The following is a 14,028-nucleotide window of genomic DNA, read 5'->3' on the forward strand; positions in this document are numbered from 1 at the left end:
GTAAGTCTGCGCGTCAAAACGTTAAAACCCGAGGTCCGAGCGATACAATGACACAAAAAATGCCTGACGGGGCTGCCACCCCGAAATCCGTGATTGTGCGACAGCTGATCGTAAGCATGGCTGCCCTGTGTATTATGGGGCTCGGCGCATGGAGCCTGATGGGCCAGCAAGCGCCTTACCATCCCGAGATTTTTGAAGAAGAAGTCAGCCGGACAGAAGGTAGCGATCTAATTCGTATTGCGGACTAGGATTTACCCCAATCTTCACTTTGCATTTCGCGCAAACGCGAGGCTGTGCGCTCGAACTCGAACGTGCCTTCGCCCTCCAGATACAACATCTCGGGCTGTGCGGCTGCCGAACAGATCAGCCTGACGCGCGCCTCGTAAAGGGCGTCAATCAGAGTTACAAATCGCTTTGCCTCGTTGAAATTGCTACGACCGAGGCTGGGTATATCGTCGATCATCAAGACTTTTACGGCTTCAGCCACTGCCAGGAAATCCGCAGGACCAAGGGGTTGGCCGCAAAGGGCATGAAATTTGGTTCGCGCAATACTGTTGCGGAAGAGTGGCAAAATCACGTCTCGACCTTTGACACGCAGCGTCAATGGCGCCGCTTCGCCTCCCGTCAGATCATGCCAGACAGCATCCATGGCTTCACGGCTTTCGGCATTGTGGGGGGTGAAATATACAGGGCTTCCCGCAAGGCGGTCCTGACGGTAATCGGTGGGGCTGACCAATTCATGGATGGTCATCTTTTCTTTGATCAGTTCGATGAACGGCACAAACAAATCGCGGTTTAGCCCGTGTTTATAAAGATCATCGGGGATACGGTTTGAAGTGGTTATCACCACAACACCGTCTGCAAATAGCGCCTGAAACAAACGGCCCACGATCATCGCATCCGTGATATCGGTGATCTGCATCTCGTCAAAAGCCAAGAGCCTCACCGATTTGCTGACCGCTGCGGCGACAGGTGCAATTGCATCATCAACGCCCGTTTTGCGGGCTTCATGCATGGCGGCGTGAATTTCTTGCATGAAAGCATGGAAATGCACCCGTCGTGCAGGGACATCCCCTAGCGTCCCCACGAACATATCCATCAGCATGGATTTACCACGCCCGACCCCGCCCCATAGATACAAGCCCTTGGGCGGTTCTGGCGCTTTGCGAAAGAACCCCTTTTTTACAGGCTCTAACAAGGCAGATCGGATGCGATCAAACTCCGGCAGGGCGGCCTGTTGGGCAGCATCTGCGCGTAGGGTGCCATCGGCAATCATCTGGTCATAAAGGGCAGTAAAACTGGTCATCCTCTGGTTCCTAATATGCGCAGAGGCGGTTGGAAAGTGTGTGGATGCAATCTGGCAATTGACGAGAGGACATCGCGGGCGCATCTTGCCGGGGCTGTACCGGAGCCCCCTATGCAAGATGCCCCCCGTCTCAAGACATCTCTCTTCACGCCTGTCTTGGTTGTTGGGTGCGTTATTATCATGGTTAGTTTTGCCATCCGCGCGTCTTTTGGTGTGTTCCAGATCCCCATAGCCGAAGAGTTCGGTTGGCTGCGCGCCGAATTCTCGCTGGCGATTGCGATACAGAACCTTGCGTGGGGCATCGGACAGCCGATTTTTGGCGCGATGGCGGAGAAAATCGGGGACCGCAAGGCGATCATTTTTGGGGCAGTCATCTATGCGGCAGGTCTAATCCTGTCAGCAGGAGCAGAGACGCCAATCGCGCATCAAACATATGCGTGGCTGGTGGGCTTCGGGATCGCGGGAACGGGCTTTGGCGTGATACTGGCCGTGGTCGGGCGCGCGGCATCGGATGAGAACCGCTCGATGGCGCTGGCCGTGGTGACTGCGGCGGGCAGTATGGGGCAGATTTTTGGCGCACCTGTTGCCGAATGGATGCTGGGCATGATGGGCTGGCAAATGGTGTTTGTGATCTTTGCTGCTGTGATCTTGTCAGTGCTGTTGGCTTTGCCTTTCATGCGCGCCCCTGTTCAGGCGAACCGCGCCGAACTGGAGGAGGCGATGGGCACGATTTTGTTGCGCGCGTTCAAAGACCCCAGTTACGCGCTGATTTTTCTGGGCTTCTTTTCCTGCGGCTATCAGTTGGCCTTTATTACTGCCCATTTCCCCGCTTTCGTGACCGAGATGTGTGGCCCGATCCTTGCTGGTGGGGTGCTGCATATCATGGGCATTACCACCACTTCGGCATTGGGGGCTGTTGCGATATCGCTGATTGGTGCAGCAAATGTTGGTGGTACACTGCTGGCGGGTTGGGCAGGCAAACGGTATTCAAAAAAATATCTATTGGCGGGGATATATACGGGCCGCACAGTTATTGCAGCGCTTTTCATTATGCTGCCGATAACGCCCACAAGCGTGATTGTATTCTCAATTGCGATGGGCTCGCTCTGGCTGGCGACTGTGCCGCTCACCTCGGGGTTGATCGCGCATATTTACGGGCTGCGGTACATGGGCACGCTCTATGGCATCATCTTTTTCAGCCATCAGCTGGGCAGCTTTGTAGGCGTCTGGCTGGGCGGGCGGATGTATGATGCTTATGGCACTTATACGACCGTGTGGTGGATTGGCGTTGCTGTCGGTGCGTTTAGCGCGATTGTACATCTGCCAATCCGTGAACGTCCTGCGCAGCTGGCTGTTGCATAGGCGTTACCCGCACAGTTACGTGTCATGGCCCCAATCGTCGCCTGCGGGAGGGGGAAGAAAGCCTGCAATGTGATCTATCACTTGATCAGGGTGCGTATAAGGCAAGCCATGGCCCGCATCCTCAACCACCTCATGGATCACGTCGCGGTTCCATGCAGCCAATTGGCCCATGGCACTGGCACGGATCACATCATCGTCACTGCCCCAGATTGCCATGATTGGCAGGCCCAATTGCCGTAAACTCAGATGCTCACCCTCCAATGGTCTGGAAAGAATGCCGCGCAGACTGGATAAGACTGATGGAATGAACCCCTGATACATCAGCTGGTTCTCCTGCCCTTCGGTGATAGTCTTCGGGGCGGTTGCGGCTTCCCGTTCGGCCTTGATCCCTCTTCGGAACTGCGCAGGGTAGGCGGCCAGCATCAGCCATTGGCCGATGATGCCGCGTTCGCGGATGATCCGCAGCAGCGGTGTCTGGTTCAGGGTCATGCCCGCACTTGCCAGCAGGATCAGCCGCCGCACCCGCGCAGGATAGGCGGCCGCAAAACCTGCCGCAATTGCGCCACCCATGGAATAGCCGATCACATGGGCCGGACCTTCAATTCCGAGATGGGTCAGCAGATCATCCAGCTGCTGATTAAAGAATTGCTTGTTTTGTAAGCCCATAGGTCTGTCTGAATAGCCCCGTCCATACAGGTCGTAGACCAGTACCCGAAATCCGCTGTCGGCAAGTGCTTTTCCAATGTCATCCCAGACAAAACTGGGCGTCGTCAGGCCATGGATGCAAATAACCAGAGGTCCGTCGATAGGACCCATCAGGTGATAGTGGGTTACACCTTGGCTCAATTCGGCGAATTGACCAGGTGCAGAACCGCGTCGCCCGTCACTCATGGCCACGCGATAGCGTTCTGCGATAAATGGCGCTGTAGCACCCAAAGCAACAGCAAGGAAAAGCAGGAACCAGATCACCCTGCGTCGCGCCATTGCTCAAGGATATAGCGGCTGGTCATCAGGTCCAGATGCGCACCGCCACCGTTCTTGCAGATTGTGATCTCGTCCTCGGATTGGCGATAGAGCGCGTCCAGATCGTAGTAATCGGCGATGATATCTGCACGTGCGATGGCCCCTGTTTCAAGCGGGATTTTGATTTCGCCAATGTGACCGATGGTGGTGTCGAAATTGTCAACAAACAGGCGCGCGCGCTGCAAAGCCAGATCATCGACCTCACGCATGTCGGGGCGGTACGCGCCGATCAGGTCCAAATGCTGGCCGGGTTGTAGCCATTCGCCCTTGACCAGCGGCTTGGTTGAGATGGTCGCACATGCGATGATCTCGGCATGCTCGACGGCGACTTGCAGATCATCAGTCGCGGTGGTGTTCGCATGCGTGCTGGCAAAGGCTGTCGCGCTGGCAGTTGTACGGCTCCAGACCGTAAATGAAGCATCCGCAAAGGCCGCCTGATAGGCCGAATGAAGCGCATGGGCCACAGCCCCCGACCCAACTAGCAGAATACGGCGGGCATCAGGCCGCGCCAGTCGCCGCGCGGCCAGCAAACTGTCACCAGCGGTTTTCCATTTGGTTACGAGGTGAAAATCAATCATCGCTTCCAGTGTCCCATCCGCATCGGAATAGAGGTTTACTCCGCCATTAATGTTAGGCGTTCCCCGCGCGACATTTTCGGGAAAGACAGTAGCTGTCTTGACCGCCATTCCCATCCCATCGATCCATGCCGCACGGTTCAGCAAAGTATCGCCGCCACGGTAAAGAAAGCTGTCCGCGATCTCGGCTTTTGGTAGGGTGTGTCCGGCTGCTAAAGCATCGGTAAGGCCGATCCAGTCCATCAAGGCTTCGCCCTGCGCGAATGAGATAAAGGGAATGGCGGTCATGCGGCCTCCGCTTGTGTCAAAAGGCCCGCGTCGACCAGCCTGTCAGCCCAGCCTTGGGGGTACTCAAAAAGATGCGTCTGCCAGCCACGCGCTTTTGCAGCGGCGATGTTGTCCGGGCGATCATCGGTAAAGAGCAAGTCAGTGCCTGACAGCCCACTGCCTTGCTCCAGCATTTCGTAGATGCGCGGATCAGGTTTTATGACGCCCATGTGACCCGAGATAAAATCACGGTCAAACTGGCTGAGAAAAGCGTATTCCTTGCGTGCGATCACCATGGTCTGGATGCCAAAATTGGTTAGTGAAAACACAGGTATTTTCTTTGTCTGCAAGGCTTTCATCAGGCGTAGTGAATGGTCGATCACTGGGGCGGCCATTTCGATCCAGCGGTCATGCCAGATCATAACTTCGGACTTGAATTCGGGATAGGCACGGGCCGTTTCGTGAATTACCTCATGAAAGGTTTCGCCGCTGTCGACGCGGTCATTCATTGCGTGCAGGTCAATTGCGGCAAACATGGCAAGGCGGCGGGCCTCGCCTATTTCGGCGTCAAAAAACCGTTCTGGTTGCCATTCGATAAGAACATTTCCGATGTCGAAAACCACAGCTTTGGGCGTCATGTCAAACCTCTTAACAAGGATCGGAATTTTGCGAATTTCCGGCCGCTTTCTTTCAAAGAAAACGATTATTGCATCTTTAGAGCCGCTCTGATTTCGCGCTCGAGTGCTTCCAGAAAGCGTGACCTGTCCGCTTTTGTAAACCCTTTCCCGCTACCGATGCGAAAGGGATCGGCGGCGCGCAGGTCTGTCATAAGATCGCGGGTTGCCAGTACATTGCCGATATTGGCTTGCGTCAGGGCCTCCCCGTTATGTTTGATAACGCGTGCGCCCGCCTCTACACATCTCGCAGCCAGAGGTATGTCACCCGTCACCACGACATCGCCACGCCCTGCACGATCAGCGATCCACATATCGGCTACATCAGGTCCGTCAGGGACAATAACAGTCTCTACATAGGGGTTTTGCGAAGGACGCAATCCGCCGTTAGAGACGACGAACATTTTGATTTTATGTCGTGTGGTAACCCGCTCCGCCTCTTCTTTGACGGGGCAGGCATCGGCGTCGATATAAAGGTGGGTCATGCAGACCACAGCGCATCAGCGTGGAAGGTCACGTGATCTTCCATGAATGTTGCGATGAAGAAGTAGCTGTGATCATAGCCGGGCTGCATGCGGAATGTGCCGTTTTGGCGGCGTTTCGCCATTGCTGCACTCAATGCTTCGGGCTGTAACAGATCAAGAAACTGGTCGTCGGTGCCTTGGTCTATCAGCACCGGACCGTCAAAGCCGTTCTCTTGCATGAGAAGAGTCGAATCGTGTGCAGTCCAAGCCGTCTCGTCAGTACCAAGATACGCTGTCAGCTGCTTGCGGCCCCAGTCGCTGGCGGTGGGGTGGGCAATAGGCGCGAAGGCCGACACGGAAGCAAATCGGCCGGGTAGGGACATGGCGAGCGTCAAAGCACCGTGACCGCCCATTGAGTGACCCGTGATGGACTGGCGCGCCATATCCAGTGGAAAATGCGCAGCCAGCAGCGCGGGCAACTCGTCCGCGACGTAGGACCACATCTGAAAATGGGGTTTCCACGGATCTTGTGTTGCGTTGACGTAAAACCCGGCACCTTGCCCTAGGTCATATGCCTCGTCATTCGCGACGTCTTCTCCGCGCGGAGATGTATCTGGAAACACCAGTGCGATCCCTTGCTCGGCGGCCCAGCTTTGGGCGCCTGCTTTGACCATAGCGTTTTCATGGGTGCAGGTCAGACCTGACAAAAACCACAAGACAGGAACCGGTCCGTCTGCTGCCTCTGCGGGCAGAAACAGTGCGAATGTCATATCACAACCACAGCTTTGCGAAGGGTGTTTGATGACATGTTGTGTGCCGCCGAAACAGGCGTTGGATGATAGCGTTTCCATGAAAGCTCCTTAATGCGTGTTACCTCATGGCTATCCAGCAGGGGCACGCGGGGCAAGTGCCGTCTAAATGATTTTGCGCTCAGCCACCGGTCAACCATGCAATCCAGAGGCTAACCGTCACGATACTAAGCGCGGTTGACACAAGGATTGCGGCGGACACGCGTTGTGGTGACACGTTATAGTGCTGCGCAAGAATATAGACATTTCCGGCAACTGGCAGGGCTGCAGCAGAAATGATGACCGTGGCCTGATAGGGCTCAACCTTGAACAGGACGAAGCAACCAAATGCGACAAAGACTGGATGCAGCACCAATTTACAAAAGCTCAGCCACCCCGCAATCGACAATCGCTCGGCTGATTTTGAGGCGAGAGACGCACCGATCGCAAACAATGCACCAGGGGTGGCGGCGGCCCCCAGCAGTGAAAGGAATTCGTTCATCGGAGCTGGTATAGGTAGCTTGAGACCTGACCATAAAAGCCCCAAAGAGATGGCAACAATCATCGGATTCTTTATCAGGCCCAGACCCACTGTACGCAGGATTGTCACGCTCATCCTGCCATCGCGTGAGCCTGTTATCAGAATGACGATTAGTGAGGAAAACACGATCAGGTCAACCGCGAGGGCCAGCATAACAGGCCCGATTGCTTGCGGTCCCAGCAAAAGCACCAGCATCGGGACACCCAGAAACCCGACATTCCCGATCACGGCGCACTGTGCTTCGATGGCCGCTGTCTCGATGTTGAGATTGCGGAAATAGCATACCAGTGTTGCAATGCCGTAGACAAAGGCGGTGCCCCACAAATACGCACCAACCAGTCGGGCGTTCCAGACCTCGGCCAGCGACAGATTGGCAGAGAAATTGAACAGCATTGCGGACAAAGCAAAGTAGAACACGAACTTCGTCAGATAGGCCGTCGCCTCGGCGGTGAAAAACCGCGTACGTCCCGCCCAGTAGCCCAGACCGATCAGTGCAAAAAAGGGTAGTGTTTTGAGAAAGATCGCCAACATGGCTGCACAGATAGCTTGGCGGCGGATGTGGCGCTAGTCAAAATAGATGACGATGGGTCAATGCTTTGGATGGGCACGATTAACCCTTGGAAGTGAACTGATCAGTTCATAAGATGATCACTCGCAAACAGGAGCCGTAATGACCCTCACCCAGACACCATCGCAGGATCCTGTCGCGCCGCGTGGCCGTAAATACGACCAAGTTCTTGAGGGCGCGCGCACTGTGTTCATGGCGGATGGTTTCGAAGTGGCAAGTGTGGACGAAATTGCGCGTGTGGCCGAAGTCTCAAAGGCGACGCTATACAAATATTTCGCCGACAAACGGGAACTGTTCACGCAGGTCGCAACGCTGGAATGCCAGCGGCAGGCTGGATCGGCGCTGGACAAGATTGATTTGTGTGCGCCGCCGCGCGATGTGCTGGGCCAGACGGGGCGGCATTTCTTGGGATTTATCACGAGCCGGTTCGGCCAGCAGATATTCCGCATCTGCTTGGCCGAATCTGATCGTTTTCCTGAATTAGGGCGCAGTTTTTACGAATCCGGACCAGCTGTAATGCGCGCGGAAATGGCAGCGTATTTTGCGCAGGCTTGCGCGCGCGGTGAACTGGTGATCGATGACTACGTCATGGCAGCGGATCAATTCGGCGAGCTGTGCAAGGCAGACCTGTGGATGCGCCTGATGTTTGGCGTTATCAAGGAGGTGACACCCCAAGATATAGACCGCGTTGTCGACAACGCAGTCGAGACATTTTTAGCGAGGTACGGCACATGAGATATTCAATTTTTACAGCGCTATTGCTAGCTGGTTGCGGTGCATCGCTGGCGCCCACAACGGGCAGCGCGCCTGCCAATGCACCAGATACATGCAATGCGGCGGCATATCAGGGATTGATCGGCCAAGACGCGGCATCATCGCTCGCCCTGCCTGAACCTAAGCGGCTGTATGGCCCCAATGACGCGGTTACATCCGACTTCAATGCCGCCCGATTGAATGTTCAACTGGACGAGACCGATACTATCATCGCGGTGACCTGCGGCTAGGTTTTTGGCCGTTTGTCGAGGATGCGAACTGCCTTTCCCTCTGATCTGGGAACGGCACCCACTGCGCCGGTATCTACTTTTGCCGATATGCCGATTGTCTGCTTGATTGCGGCTGACAGCTGTTTGGCCGCATTCGCACGGTCCTCTTCGCTTACAGAAGGATCGGCAGCCTCGGTTACGATGCGCATTTGATCCATGCGATCAGGGCGGCTCAACTCGATTTGGAAATGGGGCGCAAGCGCTGGTATCTTCATCAGCTGCTCTTCGATCTGGGTTGGGAAGACATTGACACCACGCAGGATGATCATGTCGTCGCTGCGACCTGTCACTTTTTCCATCCGCCGCATCGTGCGCGCGGTCCCAGCGAGAAGGCGTGTCAGATCCCGCGTTCTGTACCGGATGATCGGAAACGCTTCTTTGGTGAGCGAGGTAAAGACAAGCTCGCCTTGTTCGCCTTCGGCCACTACCTCACCCGTTTGCGGATTGATGATTTCGGGATAAAAGTGATCTTCCCAAATGTGCAGCCCATCTTTGCTTTCGACACATTCCATCGAAACACCAGGACCCATTATCTCGGACAGGCCATAGATATCGACGGCGTGCATGTTGAAGGACTGCTCGATCTGATGGCGCATGGCGTTGGTCCATGGCTCTGCCCCGAATATCCCGACCTCAAGCGAGCAATCGCGCGGGTCCAGACCCTGAATGGCGAACTCGTCAAGAATGGACAGCGCGTAAGAGGGCGTGACTGTGATACCTTTTGGTTTGAAATCCTCAATCAGTCTGACCTGACGCTGTGTCATCCCGCCCGAGATAGGAATGGTAGACAGGCCTAACGCATCCGCGCCCAGATGAATGCCCAATCCACCCGTAAACAGCCCGTAGCCATACGCATTGTGCAGCATATCACCCTGCGTCATCCCCGCCGCGCGAAGCGAGCGTGCGACGAGCTGACCCCAGTTGTCCAGATCGGTCTGGGTATAGCCCACGACGGTCGGTTGGCCTGTCGTGCCAGAGGATGCGTGGATGCGTTTGACCTGATCGCGGGGCACGGCAAACATACCGAAAGGGTAGTTGTCGCGCAGATCGGTCTTAACTGTGAACGGGAATTTCGCCAGATCCGACAATGTGTGCAGGTCCTCGGGATGCACCCCGGCCGCGTCAAAGCTGCTGCGGTAAAAGGCGACGTTTTCATAGGCGTGGCGCAATGACCATTTCAGTCGCTCAAGCTGAAGTGCTGATATCTCGTCGCGGCTGGCAATCTCGATGCTGTCCAGACTGCTTCGGGGCGGTGTTAGATCCTTCATTCGGTATCTCCATCTTCGGGGAATATATGACCCTTTATTGTGCGGGACAGACCGCGCATGGTGGCGACGATGCGGCCGTCTTCACCTGTTACGGTCACGTCATAGACGCCAGAGCGGCCCGCCAACGCGGTTTCAGTAGCGGCAGCGGTCAGCAGCTCACCGTCTTTGCCAGGGTCAATATAGGTGATCTGGTTCTGCTGGGCCAATGTCAGACGGTTGTAGCTGTTGCATGCAAAAGCAAAGGCGCTGTCGGCCAATGTGAAAATATAGCCACCGTGACAAATGCGGTGACCATTCAGCATATGGGTCTGCACTTGCATGGTCAAAGTCGCCGCGCCAGGTGCAATGGCTGTAATTTCCATGCCAAGGCTACGGGTGGCAGCATCGTTGGCCAGCATCATCTTGCCGACTTTTGTTGCGCGGTCTTGCGGGGTCATAGGATAGTCCAATACGTTTCATATTTCGCAAACACTATCTGTATTCGTAACGTACTCAAGCAAATTTATGCGTTTGGGCTTGATTTGCGCAGCACAGGGGGCAACTCTGGTGACATGAACATTCCGACGCTTCCGACAAACGCCGCTAAAGGTGGTGGCCATAGCCGCTCTGTTGAGCAGATTGCATTTCACAGAACCGAACTGTCGGTGATCTTGTCGCTATACGGGCGTATGGTCGCTGCGGGCGAATGGCGGGATTATGGGATATCCTGTTTGCGTGAGGTTGCTGTATTTTCGGTATTCCGCCGTACTGCTGAAATGCCTCTATACCGGATCGAAAAACGCCCCAAACTGCGGCTCAAGCAAGGGCTATATGCTGTTGTGGGGCCAGACGGTCAGGTGCTGAAACGGGGGCATGATCTGAAATTAGTTTTGCGGGTGTTAGAGCGTAAACTGATCCGTGTGGTTGAGTAGGGGGCGCTGCACTAGAGTATTTTTAGCCAGAAAAAATAGGAGCGGTCGATTTGACTGATTATGCAGCAGCCCTGAGCGTTGGTCCGGATGCACTGCCTATTATCGATGTTGGACCTGCTATTGATGGAACGGATGTGGAGGCGGTGGCAGCGCAAATTTACGATGCTGCGACGACATCGGGATTTTTCTATATTTCCGGCCACGGTATTCCTCCAGCTATGATGAGGGCAGCCTTTGACGTCGCGCGCGACTTTTTTGACCAACCTGTCGCGGTGAAAGAATCGGTTGCTGTGAACCGTGATCAGCGGGGCTGGATGGCGACAGGCATGTCGACCTTGCAAGGCGCTGCGACCCACGACTTGAAGGAAGTGTTCTTCTGGGGGGCGGAAACAGCAGCGGACGATCCTGATGTGCTTGCAAGCAAGCCGCTGGTCGCAGTGAACCAATGGCCTGACGGATCCTATCCACGGTTACGAGCTGATCTGACGCCGTATTACGACGCGGTCTGTGTGGTTGCGGGGCGGGTGATTGGTGCCTTGGCGCGCAGCCTTGACTTGCCGTTAGATTTCTTTGCGCCAGCCTATGAAAAGCCGTTGGCGCGCGGGCAGCTGGTCTATTATCCGCCTTCGACCACCGCGGATGATGCAGTGCAGCGGTTTGGCGTTGCTCCGCATACAGATTTTGGCGTGCTTACGTTTCTGTTGCAGGATATGAACGGTGGCTTACAGGTCAGGCTCAAATCCGGCGAATGGGTTGAAGCGCTCCCCATCGAAGGAACAATAGTGTGCAACATCGGTGATCTGCTTGCACGGTGGAGCAATGACCGGTTCGCCTCAACCTTGCACCGCGTCATCAACAGGTCTGGCCGCGCGCGGTATTCCATTCCTGTGTTTTTCGATCCGCACACGGATACTATCATTGATCCACGTGATTTAGGCGTTGCACAGGCAGACTGTCTCTATCCTGCGGTGCGGGCGGGCGAACATATTGCTGGCCGCAACAGAAAGAGTTTTGCCCAGTTTAAGACGTAAGCGTGAGACGGCGGTGCGCCGTGATCGCGCCATCGGTTTTGCCAATCCGCTCAATGGCGTCTTCGATAGGCTCGAACACTGTGGCCATGGCGTGGGCATTCGCATGAATAAGGGTCTCTGCGTCCCAGACAATCGCTACATGGCCTTTCCAGAAAAGTAGATCGTTGCGTTGCGGGAACGATCCGTCTGGCAAAAGCTCGCCCAGCGCGTCCTCTTGCATATCGCTGTCGCCACCACAGTCCATGCCGCACGCAGTACAGGCTGCCTGCACCAATCCCGAACAATCAATGCCCCAACGGCTGTTACCACCCCAAAGGTAGGGCGTCCCCAGATAGATTTCGGCAGCGGCAGCAGGATCGTTCAATAGACTGTCCAATGGTGCGATGTGCTGTTTCGGGATAAACCCATGGCTGGTGCGGATAAAACCGTCGACGTCTTCCTGCATCGCAAGGCGGCTGCCATGGCTAAAGGCGGCGCGATCGATCGATTTCATATTCGCGTTTTGATAAGCATGGGTAGAGGGCGCGGTGACCTTGTGCGTCATCACTTGTGGCTTGGTCAGTGATGCGACGCCGACATAGCCACAATATCCGTCAGCCTTTGACTGGACATAGGCCCAGCCATCTTCGCGTGACATTACTGTTACTTCTGCGCCCACCAGCAGCTGGCGGTCGCGGGCACCGTTTGGTTTGCGCAACAGGTTGACCACGCTCCGCCCGATCTGAGCGGTTTCGTTCAGCGGCATACGCTCGGGGTCGGGGGTCAGTCGGGGGTGGGTCATTGCGCAAGTATCCTGTCGAGTGCATCCAGCAGCGCACGGGTGCCTTGGCCCACGCCGCCCTTTGGGCGTGCAGGTGCAGCGCCGGGTTGCCAGCCGTATATGTCGAAGTGTGCATAGTTACTACCGGTTACAAAGCGGCGCAGAAAAAGAGCTGCTGTGATACATCCTGCAAAGCCGCCCTTGGGCGCGTTGTCCAGATCGGCGACATCGGGCTCGATCATTGTCTCATAGGGCGTGTGAAAGGGCAGGCGCCAGACCGGATCGGCCACTTTGGCGGCAGAGGCTTCAAGGGCCGCAACGAATTCCGGATCATCGCTGAAATACGGGGCGAGGTCTGGGCCGACGGCCACACGCGCAGCGCCCGTTAGTGTCGCCATCGAGATGATCTGGTCGGGCTGTTCCTCATCCGCGAGGGCCAGCGCGTCGGCCAGCACCAGCCGGCCTTCGGCATCGGTGTTGTTGATCTCGACAGTGAGGCCCTTGCGCGAAGTCAGAATATCTTGCGGGCGGTAGGCATTGCCGGAAATGGAGTTTTCCACAGCGGGAATCAGCACACGCAGTTGCACCTGCGCACCTGTCGCCATGATCATATGGGCCAGCCCAAGTACCGCCGCAGCACCGCCCATGTCTTTCTTCATCAGACCCATGGAGGAAGCAGGCTTGATATTGAGACCACCAGTGTCAAAGCAAACGCCTTTGCCGACCAGTGTCAGGGTTCGGCCGCTGCTGCCCCAACGTATATCGATCAGCCGTGGCGCGCGATCAGCGGCGCGACCTACAGTGTGGATCATGGGCAGATTTGCTTCCAGCAGGTCATCACCCGTGGTCACGGTAATGTCTGCGCCGTGCTCCGCTGCCAGATCACGCGCGGCTTGTTCCAGATCAGGCGGACCCATGTCAGAGGCAGGAGTGTTGATCAGGTTGCGTGTCAGCGCTTCTCCAGTGGCGATTGCTTCGATGCGCGCAGCATCGACACCTGATGGTGCGATTAATCCGGCAGCCAGCGGTGACATCTTTTTGTAGCGGTCAAATCGATATCCAGCCAGCAGCCAACCCAGTGCTTCTACCTCAGCGTCTGCTTCGGGCAGACCACTGGTGATCTTGTAAGTGCCCTTGGGTAGCTTTTCGGCGGCGGCAGCCAAAACGAACCGTCCCCGCTTGCGTGTGGCGTCGCTGCCGTAGCCTACTGCCGCCAAGGCAGGAAATTCTCCTGATGCAGGTAAGGTGATTGCCTGACCGACACCCCCTTTGAACCCGCTTGCGCGCGCCCAGTCTTCCGTGGCGTCCGGCAGCTCAGAGAGCCACGCTTCGGCATTATCTTCCGACACGATATGTAGATCAACGGCGTCAGATGTATTGGTGGCAAATCGGAGGGGCATGGGCTGCAGACCTTTCAAACAGGATATACCTGAGCGCAGATTAGCCC

17 protein-coding genes are annotated in these 14,028 nt (G+C 55.9%); 6 read left to right on the forward strand and 11 right to left on the reverse strand.

Features of this window, described 5'->3' with window-relative positions:
• The first annotated feature begins 47 nt into the window (after nucleotides 1–47).
• A complete protein-coding gene (locus Q0903_RS07230; protein WP_299027076.1) occupies nucleotides 48–248 on the forward strand; it encodes a hypothetical protein in 201 nt (66 codons plus the stop codon).
• Here Q0903_RS07230 and zapE read toward each other — a convergent pair.
• Entirely contained in the window at nucleotides 245–1,306 is a 1,062-nt protein-coding gene (gene zapE / locus Q0903_RS07235; RefSeq protein ID WP_299414153.1) for a cell division protein ZapE, read from the reverse strand. The genes Q0903_RS07230 and zapE overlap by 4 nt on opposite strands.
• Before the next feature lie 111 nt (nucleotides 1,307–1,417).
• On the opposite strand from zapE, the gene Q0903_RS07240 reads away from it, so the two are divergent.
• Nucleotides 1,418–2,668 carry an MFS transporter gene (locus Q0903_RS07240; protein ID WP_299414156.1) on the forward strand — a complete coding sequence of 417 codons (1,251 nt, stop codon included), beginning with the start codon at nucleotides 1,418–1,420 and terminating at the stop codon, nucleotides 2,666–2,668.
• Between the two features lie 15 nt (nucleotides 2,669–2,683).
• On the opposite strand, the gene Q0903_RS07245 is transcribed toward Q0903_RS07240, so the two are convergent.
• From Q0903_RS07245 to Q0903_RS07270, 6 genes are all read right to left on the reverse strand, one after another.
• A complete protein-coding gene (locus Q0903_RS07245) occupies nucleotides 2,684–3,637 on the reverse strand; it encodes an alpha/beta hydrolase (protein WP_299414159.1) in 954 nt (317 codons plus the stop codon).
• Nucleotides 3,634–4,554, reverse strand: a complete 921-nt coding sequence (locus Q0903_RS07250) for an ornithine cyclodeaminase (RefSeq protein ID WP_299414161.1) — start codon at nucleotides 4,552–4,554, stop codon at nucleotides 3,634–3,636. Before Q0903_RS07250 ends, Q0903_RS07245 begins: the two co-directional genes overlap by 4 nt.
• On the reverse strand, nucleotides 4,551–5,171 hold the full coding sequence (locus Q0903_RS07255; protein ID WP_299027091.1) for an HAD family phosphatase: 621 nt from the start codon (nucleotides 5,169–5,171) through the stop codon (nucleotides 4,551–4,553). The genes Q0903_RS07250 and Q0903_RS07255 overlap by 4 nt, the downstream gene beginning before the upstream one ends.
• Before the next feature lie 65 nt (nucleotides 5,172–5,236).
• A complete protein-coding gene (locus Q0903_RS07260; protein WP_299414164.1) occupies nucleotides 5,237–5,692 on the reverse strand; it encodes a YaiI/YqxD family protein in 456 nt (151 codons plus the stop codon).
• Nucleotides 5,689–6,522, reverse strand: coding sequence for an S-formylglutathione hydrolase (gene fghA / locus Q0903_RS07265; RefSeq protein ID WP_299027096.1), 834 nt, complete (start codon nucleotides 6,520–6,522; stop codon nucleotides 5,689–5,691). The genes Q0903_RS07260 and fghA overlap by 4 nt, the downstream gene beginning before the upstream one ends.
• Before the next feature lie 79 nt (nucleotides 6,523–6,601).
• The gene (locus tag Q0903_RS07270; protein ID WP_299027098.1) at nucleotides 6,602–7,531 is read right to left on the reverse strand and encodes an AEC family transporter; all 930 of its coding nucleotides are present in this window, start codon (nucleotides 7,529–7,531) and stop codon (nucleotides 6,602–6,604) included.
• Between the two features lie 139 nt (nucleotides 7,532–7,670).
• On the opposite strand from Q0903_RS07270, the gene Q0903_RS07275 reads away from it, so the two are divergent.
• Entirely contained in the window at nucleotides 7,671–8,303 is a 633-nt protein-coding gene (locus tag Q0903_RS07275) for a TetR/AcrR family transcriptional regulator (RefSeq protein ID WP_299027100.1), read from the forward strand.
• Nucleotides 8,300–8,572 carry an I78 family peptidase inhibitor gene (locus tag Q0903_RS07280; protein ID WP_299414168.1) on the forward strand — a complete coding sequence of 91 codons (273 nt, stop codon included), beginning with the start codon at nucleotides 8,300–8,302 and terminating at the stop codon, nucleotides 8,570–8,572. The genes Q0903_RS07275 and Q0903_RS07280 overlap by 4 nt, the downstream gene beginning before the upstream one ends.
• On the opposite strand, the gene paaK is transcribed toward Q0903_RS07280, so the two are convergent.
• Nucleotides 8,569–9,879 (reverse strand): phenylacetate--CoA ligase PaaK, encoded by a 1,311-nt coding sequence (paaK, locus tag Q0903_RS07285; RefSeq protein WP_299414171.1) that lies wholly within the window; start codon nucleotides 9,877–9,879, stop codon nucleotides 8,569–8,571. The genes Q0903_RS07280 and paaK overlap by 4 nt on opposite strands.
• A complete protein-coding gene (gene paaI, locus Q0903_RS07290; protein ID WP_299027108.1) occupies nucleotides 9,876–10,316 on the reverse strand; it encodes a hydroxyphenylacetyl-CoA thioesterase PaaI in 441 nt (146 codons plus the stop codon). Before paaI ends, paaK begins: the two co-directional genes overlap by 4 nt.
• A 114-nt stretch (nucleotides 10,317–10,430) precedes the next feature.
• On the opposite strand from paaI, the gene Q0903_RS07295 reads away from it, so the two are divergent.
• Together Q0903_RS07295 and Q0903_RS07300 are read left to right on the forward strand one after the other, a co-directional pair.
• A complete protein-coding gene (locus Q0903_RS07295) occupies nucleotides 10,431–10,790 on the forward strand; it encodes a DUF2794 domain-containing protein (protein WP_299414174.1) in 360 nt (119 codons plus the stop codon).
• A 50-nt stretch (nucleotides 10,791–10,840) separates the two neighbouring features.
• On the forward strand, nucleotides 10,841–11,821 hold the full coding sequence (locus tag Q0903_RS07300; RefSeq protein WP_299414177.1) for a 2-oxoglutarate and iron-dependent oxygenase domain-containing protein: 981 nt from the start codon (nucleotides 10,841–10,843) through the stop codon (nucleotides 11,819–11,821).
• Here Q0903_RS07300 and Q0903_RS07305 read toward each other — a convergent pair.
• Nucleotides 11,811–12,602, reverse strand: coding sequence for an NlpC/P60 family protein (locus Q0903_RS07305; RefSeq protein ID WP_299414180.1), 792 nt, complete (start codon nucleotides 12,600–12,602; stop codon nucleotides 11,811–11,813). The genes Q0903_RS07300 and Q0903_RS07305 overlap by 11 nt on opposite strands.
• The gene (locus Q0903_RS07310; RefSeq protein ID WP_299414183.1) at nucleotides 12,599–13,981 is read right to left on the reverse strand and encodes a M17 family metallopeptidase; all 1,383 of its coding nucleotides are present in this window, start codon (nucleotides 13,979–13,981) and stop codon (nucleotides 12,599–12,601) included. Before Q0903_RS07310 ends, Q0903_RS07305 begins: the two co-directional genes overlap by 4 nt.
• Nucleotides 13,982–14,028 lie beyond the last annotated feature (47 nt).

This window comes from uncultured Sulfitobacter sp., from assembly GCF_947502895.1.
In the GTDB taxonomy this organism is placed as follows: Bacteria; Pseudomonadota; Alphaproteobacteria; order Rhodobacterales; family Rhodobacteraceae; genus Sulfitobacter.

What these genes read in the sequence shown, in the direction of transcription:
- Q0903_RS07240 (WP_299414156.1), top strand. Translation starts at nt 1,418, where the DNA reads ATGCAAGATGCCCCCCGTCTCAAGACATCTCTCTTCACGCCTGTCTTG.
- Q0903_RS07295 (WP_299414174.1), top strand. Translation starts at nt 10,431, where the DNA reads ATGAACATTCCGACGCTTCCGACAAACGCCGCTAAAGGTGGTGGCCAT.
- fghA (WP_299027096.1), bottom strand. Translation starts at nt 6,522, where the DNA reads ATGGAAACGCTATCATCCAACGCCTGTTTCGGCGGCACACAACATGTC.
- Q0903_RS07275 (WP_299027100.1), top strand. Translation starts at nt 7,671, where the DNA reads ATGACCCTCACCCAGACACCATCGCAGGATCCTGTCGCGCCGCGTGGC.
- paaI (WP_299027108.1), bottom strand. Translation starts at nt 10,316, where the DNA reads ATGACCCCGCAAGACCGCGCAACAAAAGTCGGCAAGATGATGCTGGCC.
- Q0903_RS07255 (WP_299027091.1), bottom strand. Translation starts at nt 5,171, where the DNA reads ATGACGCCCAAAGCTGTGGTTTTCGACATCGGAAATGTTCTTATCGAA.
- Q0903_RS07250 (WP_299414161.1), bottom strand. Translation starts at nt 4,554, where the DNA reads ATGACCGCCATTCCCTTTATCTCATTCGCGCAGGGCGAAGCCTTGATG.
- paaK (WP_299414171.1), bottom strand. Translation starts at nt 9,879, where the DNA reads ATGAAGGATCTAACACCGCCCCGAAGCAGTCTGGACAGCATCGAGATT.
- Q0903_RS07305 (WP_299414180.1), bottom strand. Translation starts at nt 12,602, where the DNA reads ATGACCCACCCCCGACTGACCCCCGACCCCGAGCGTATGCCGCTGAAC.
- Q0903_RS07230 (WP_299027076.1), top strand. Translation starts at nt 48, where the DNA reads ATGACACAAAAAATGCCTGACGGGGCTGCCACCCCGAAATCCGTGATT.
- zapE (WP_299414153.1), bottom strand. Translation starts at nt 1,306, where the DNA reads ATGACCAGTTTTACTGCCCTTTATGACCAGATGATTGCCGATGGCACC.
- Q0903_RS07280 (WP_299414168.1), top strand. Translation starts at nt 8,300, where the DNA reads ATGAGATATTCAATTTTTACAGCGCTATTGCTAGCTGGTTGCGGTGCA.
- Q0903_RS07270 (WP_299027098.1), bottom strand. Translation starts at nt 7,531, where the DNA reads ATGTTGGCGATCTTTCTCAAAACACTACCCTTTTTTGCACTGATCGGT.
- Q0903_RS07310 (WP_299414183.1), bottom strand. Translation starts at nt 13,981, where the DNA reads ATGCCCCTCCGATTTGCCACCAATACATCTGACGCCGTTGATCTACAT.
- Q0903_RS07260 (WP_299414164.1), bottom strand. Translation starts at nt 5,692, where the DNA reads ATGACCCACCTTTATATCGACGCCGATGCCTGCCCCGTCAAAGAAGAG.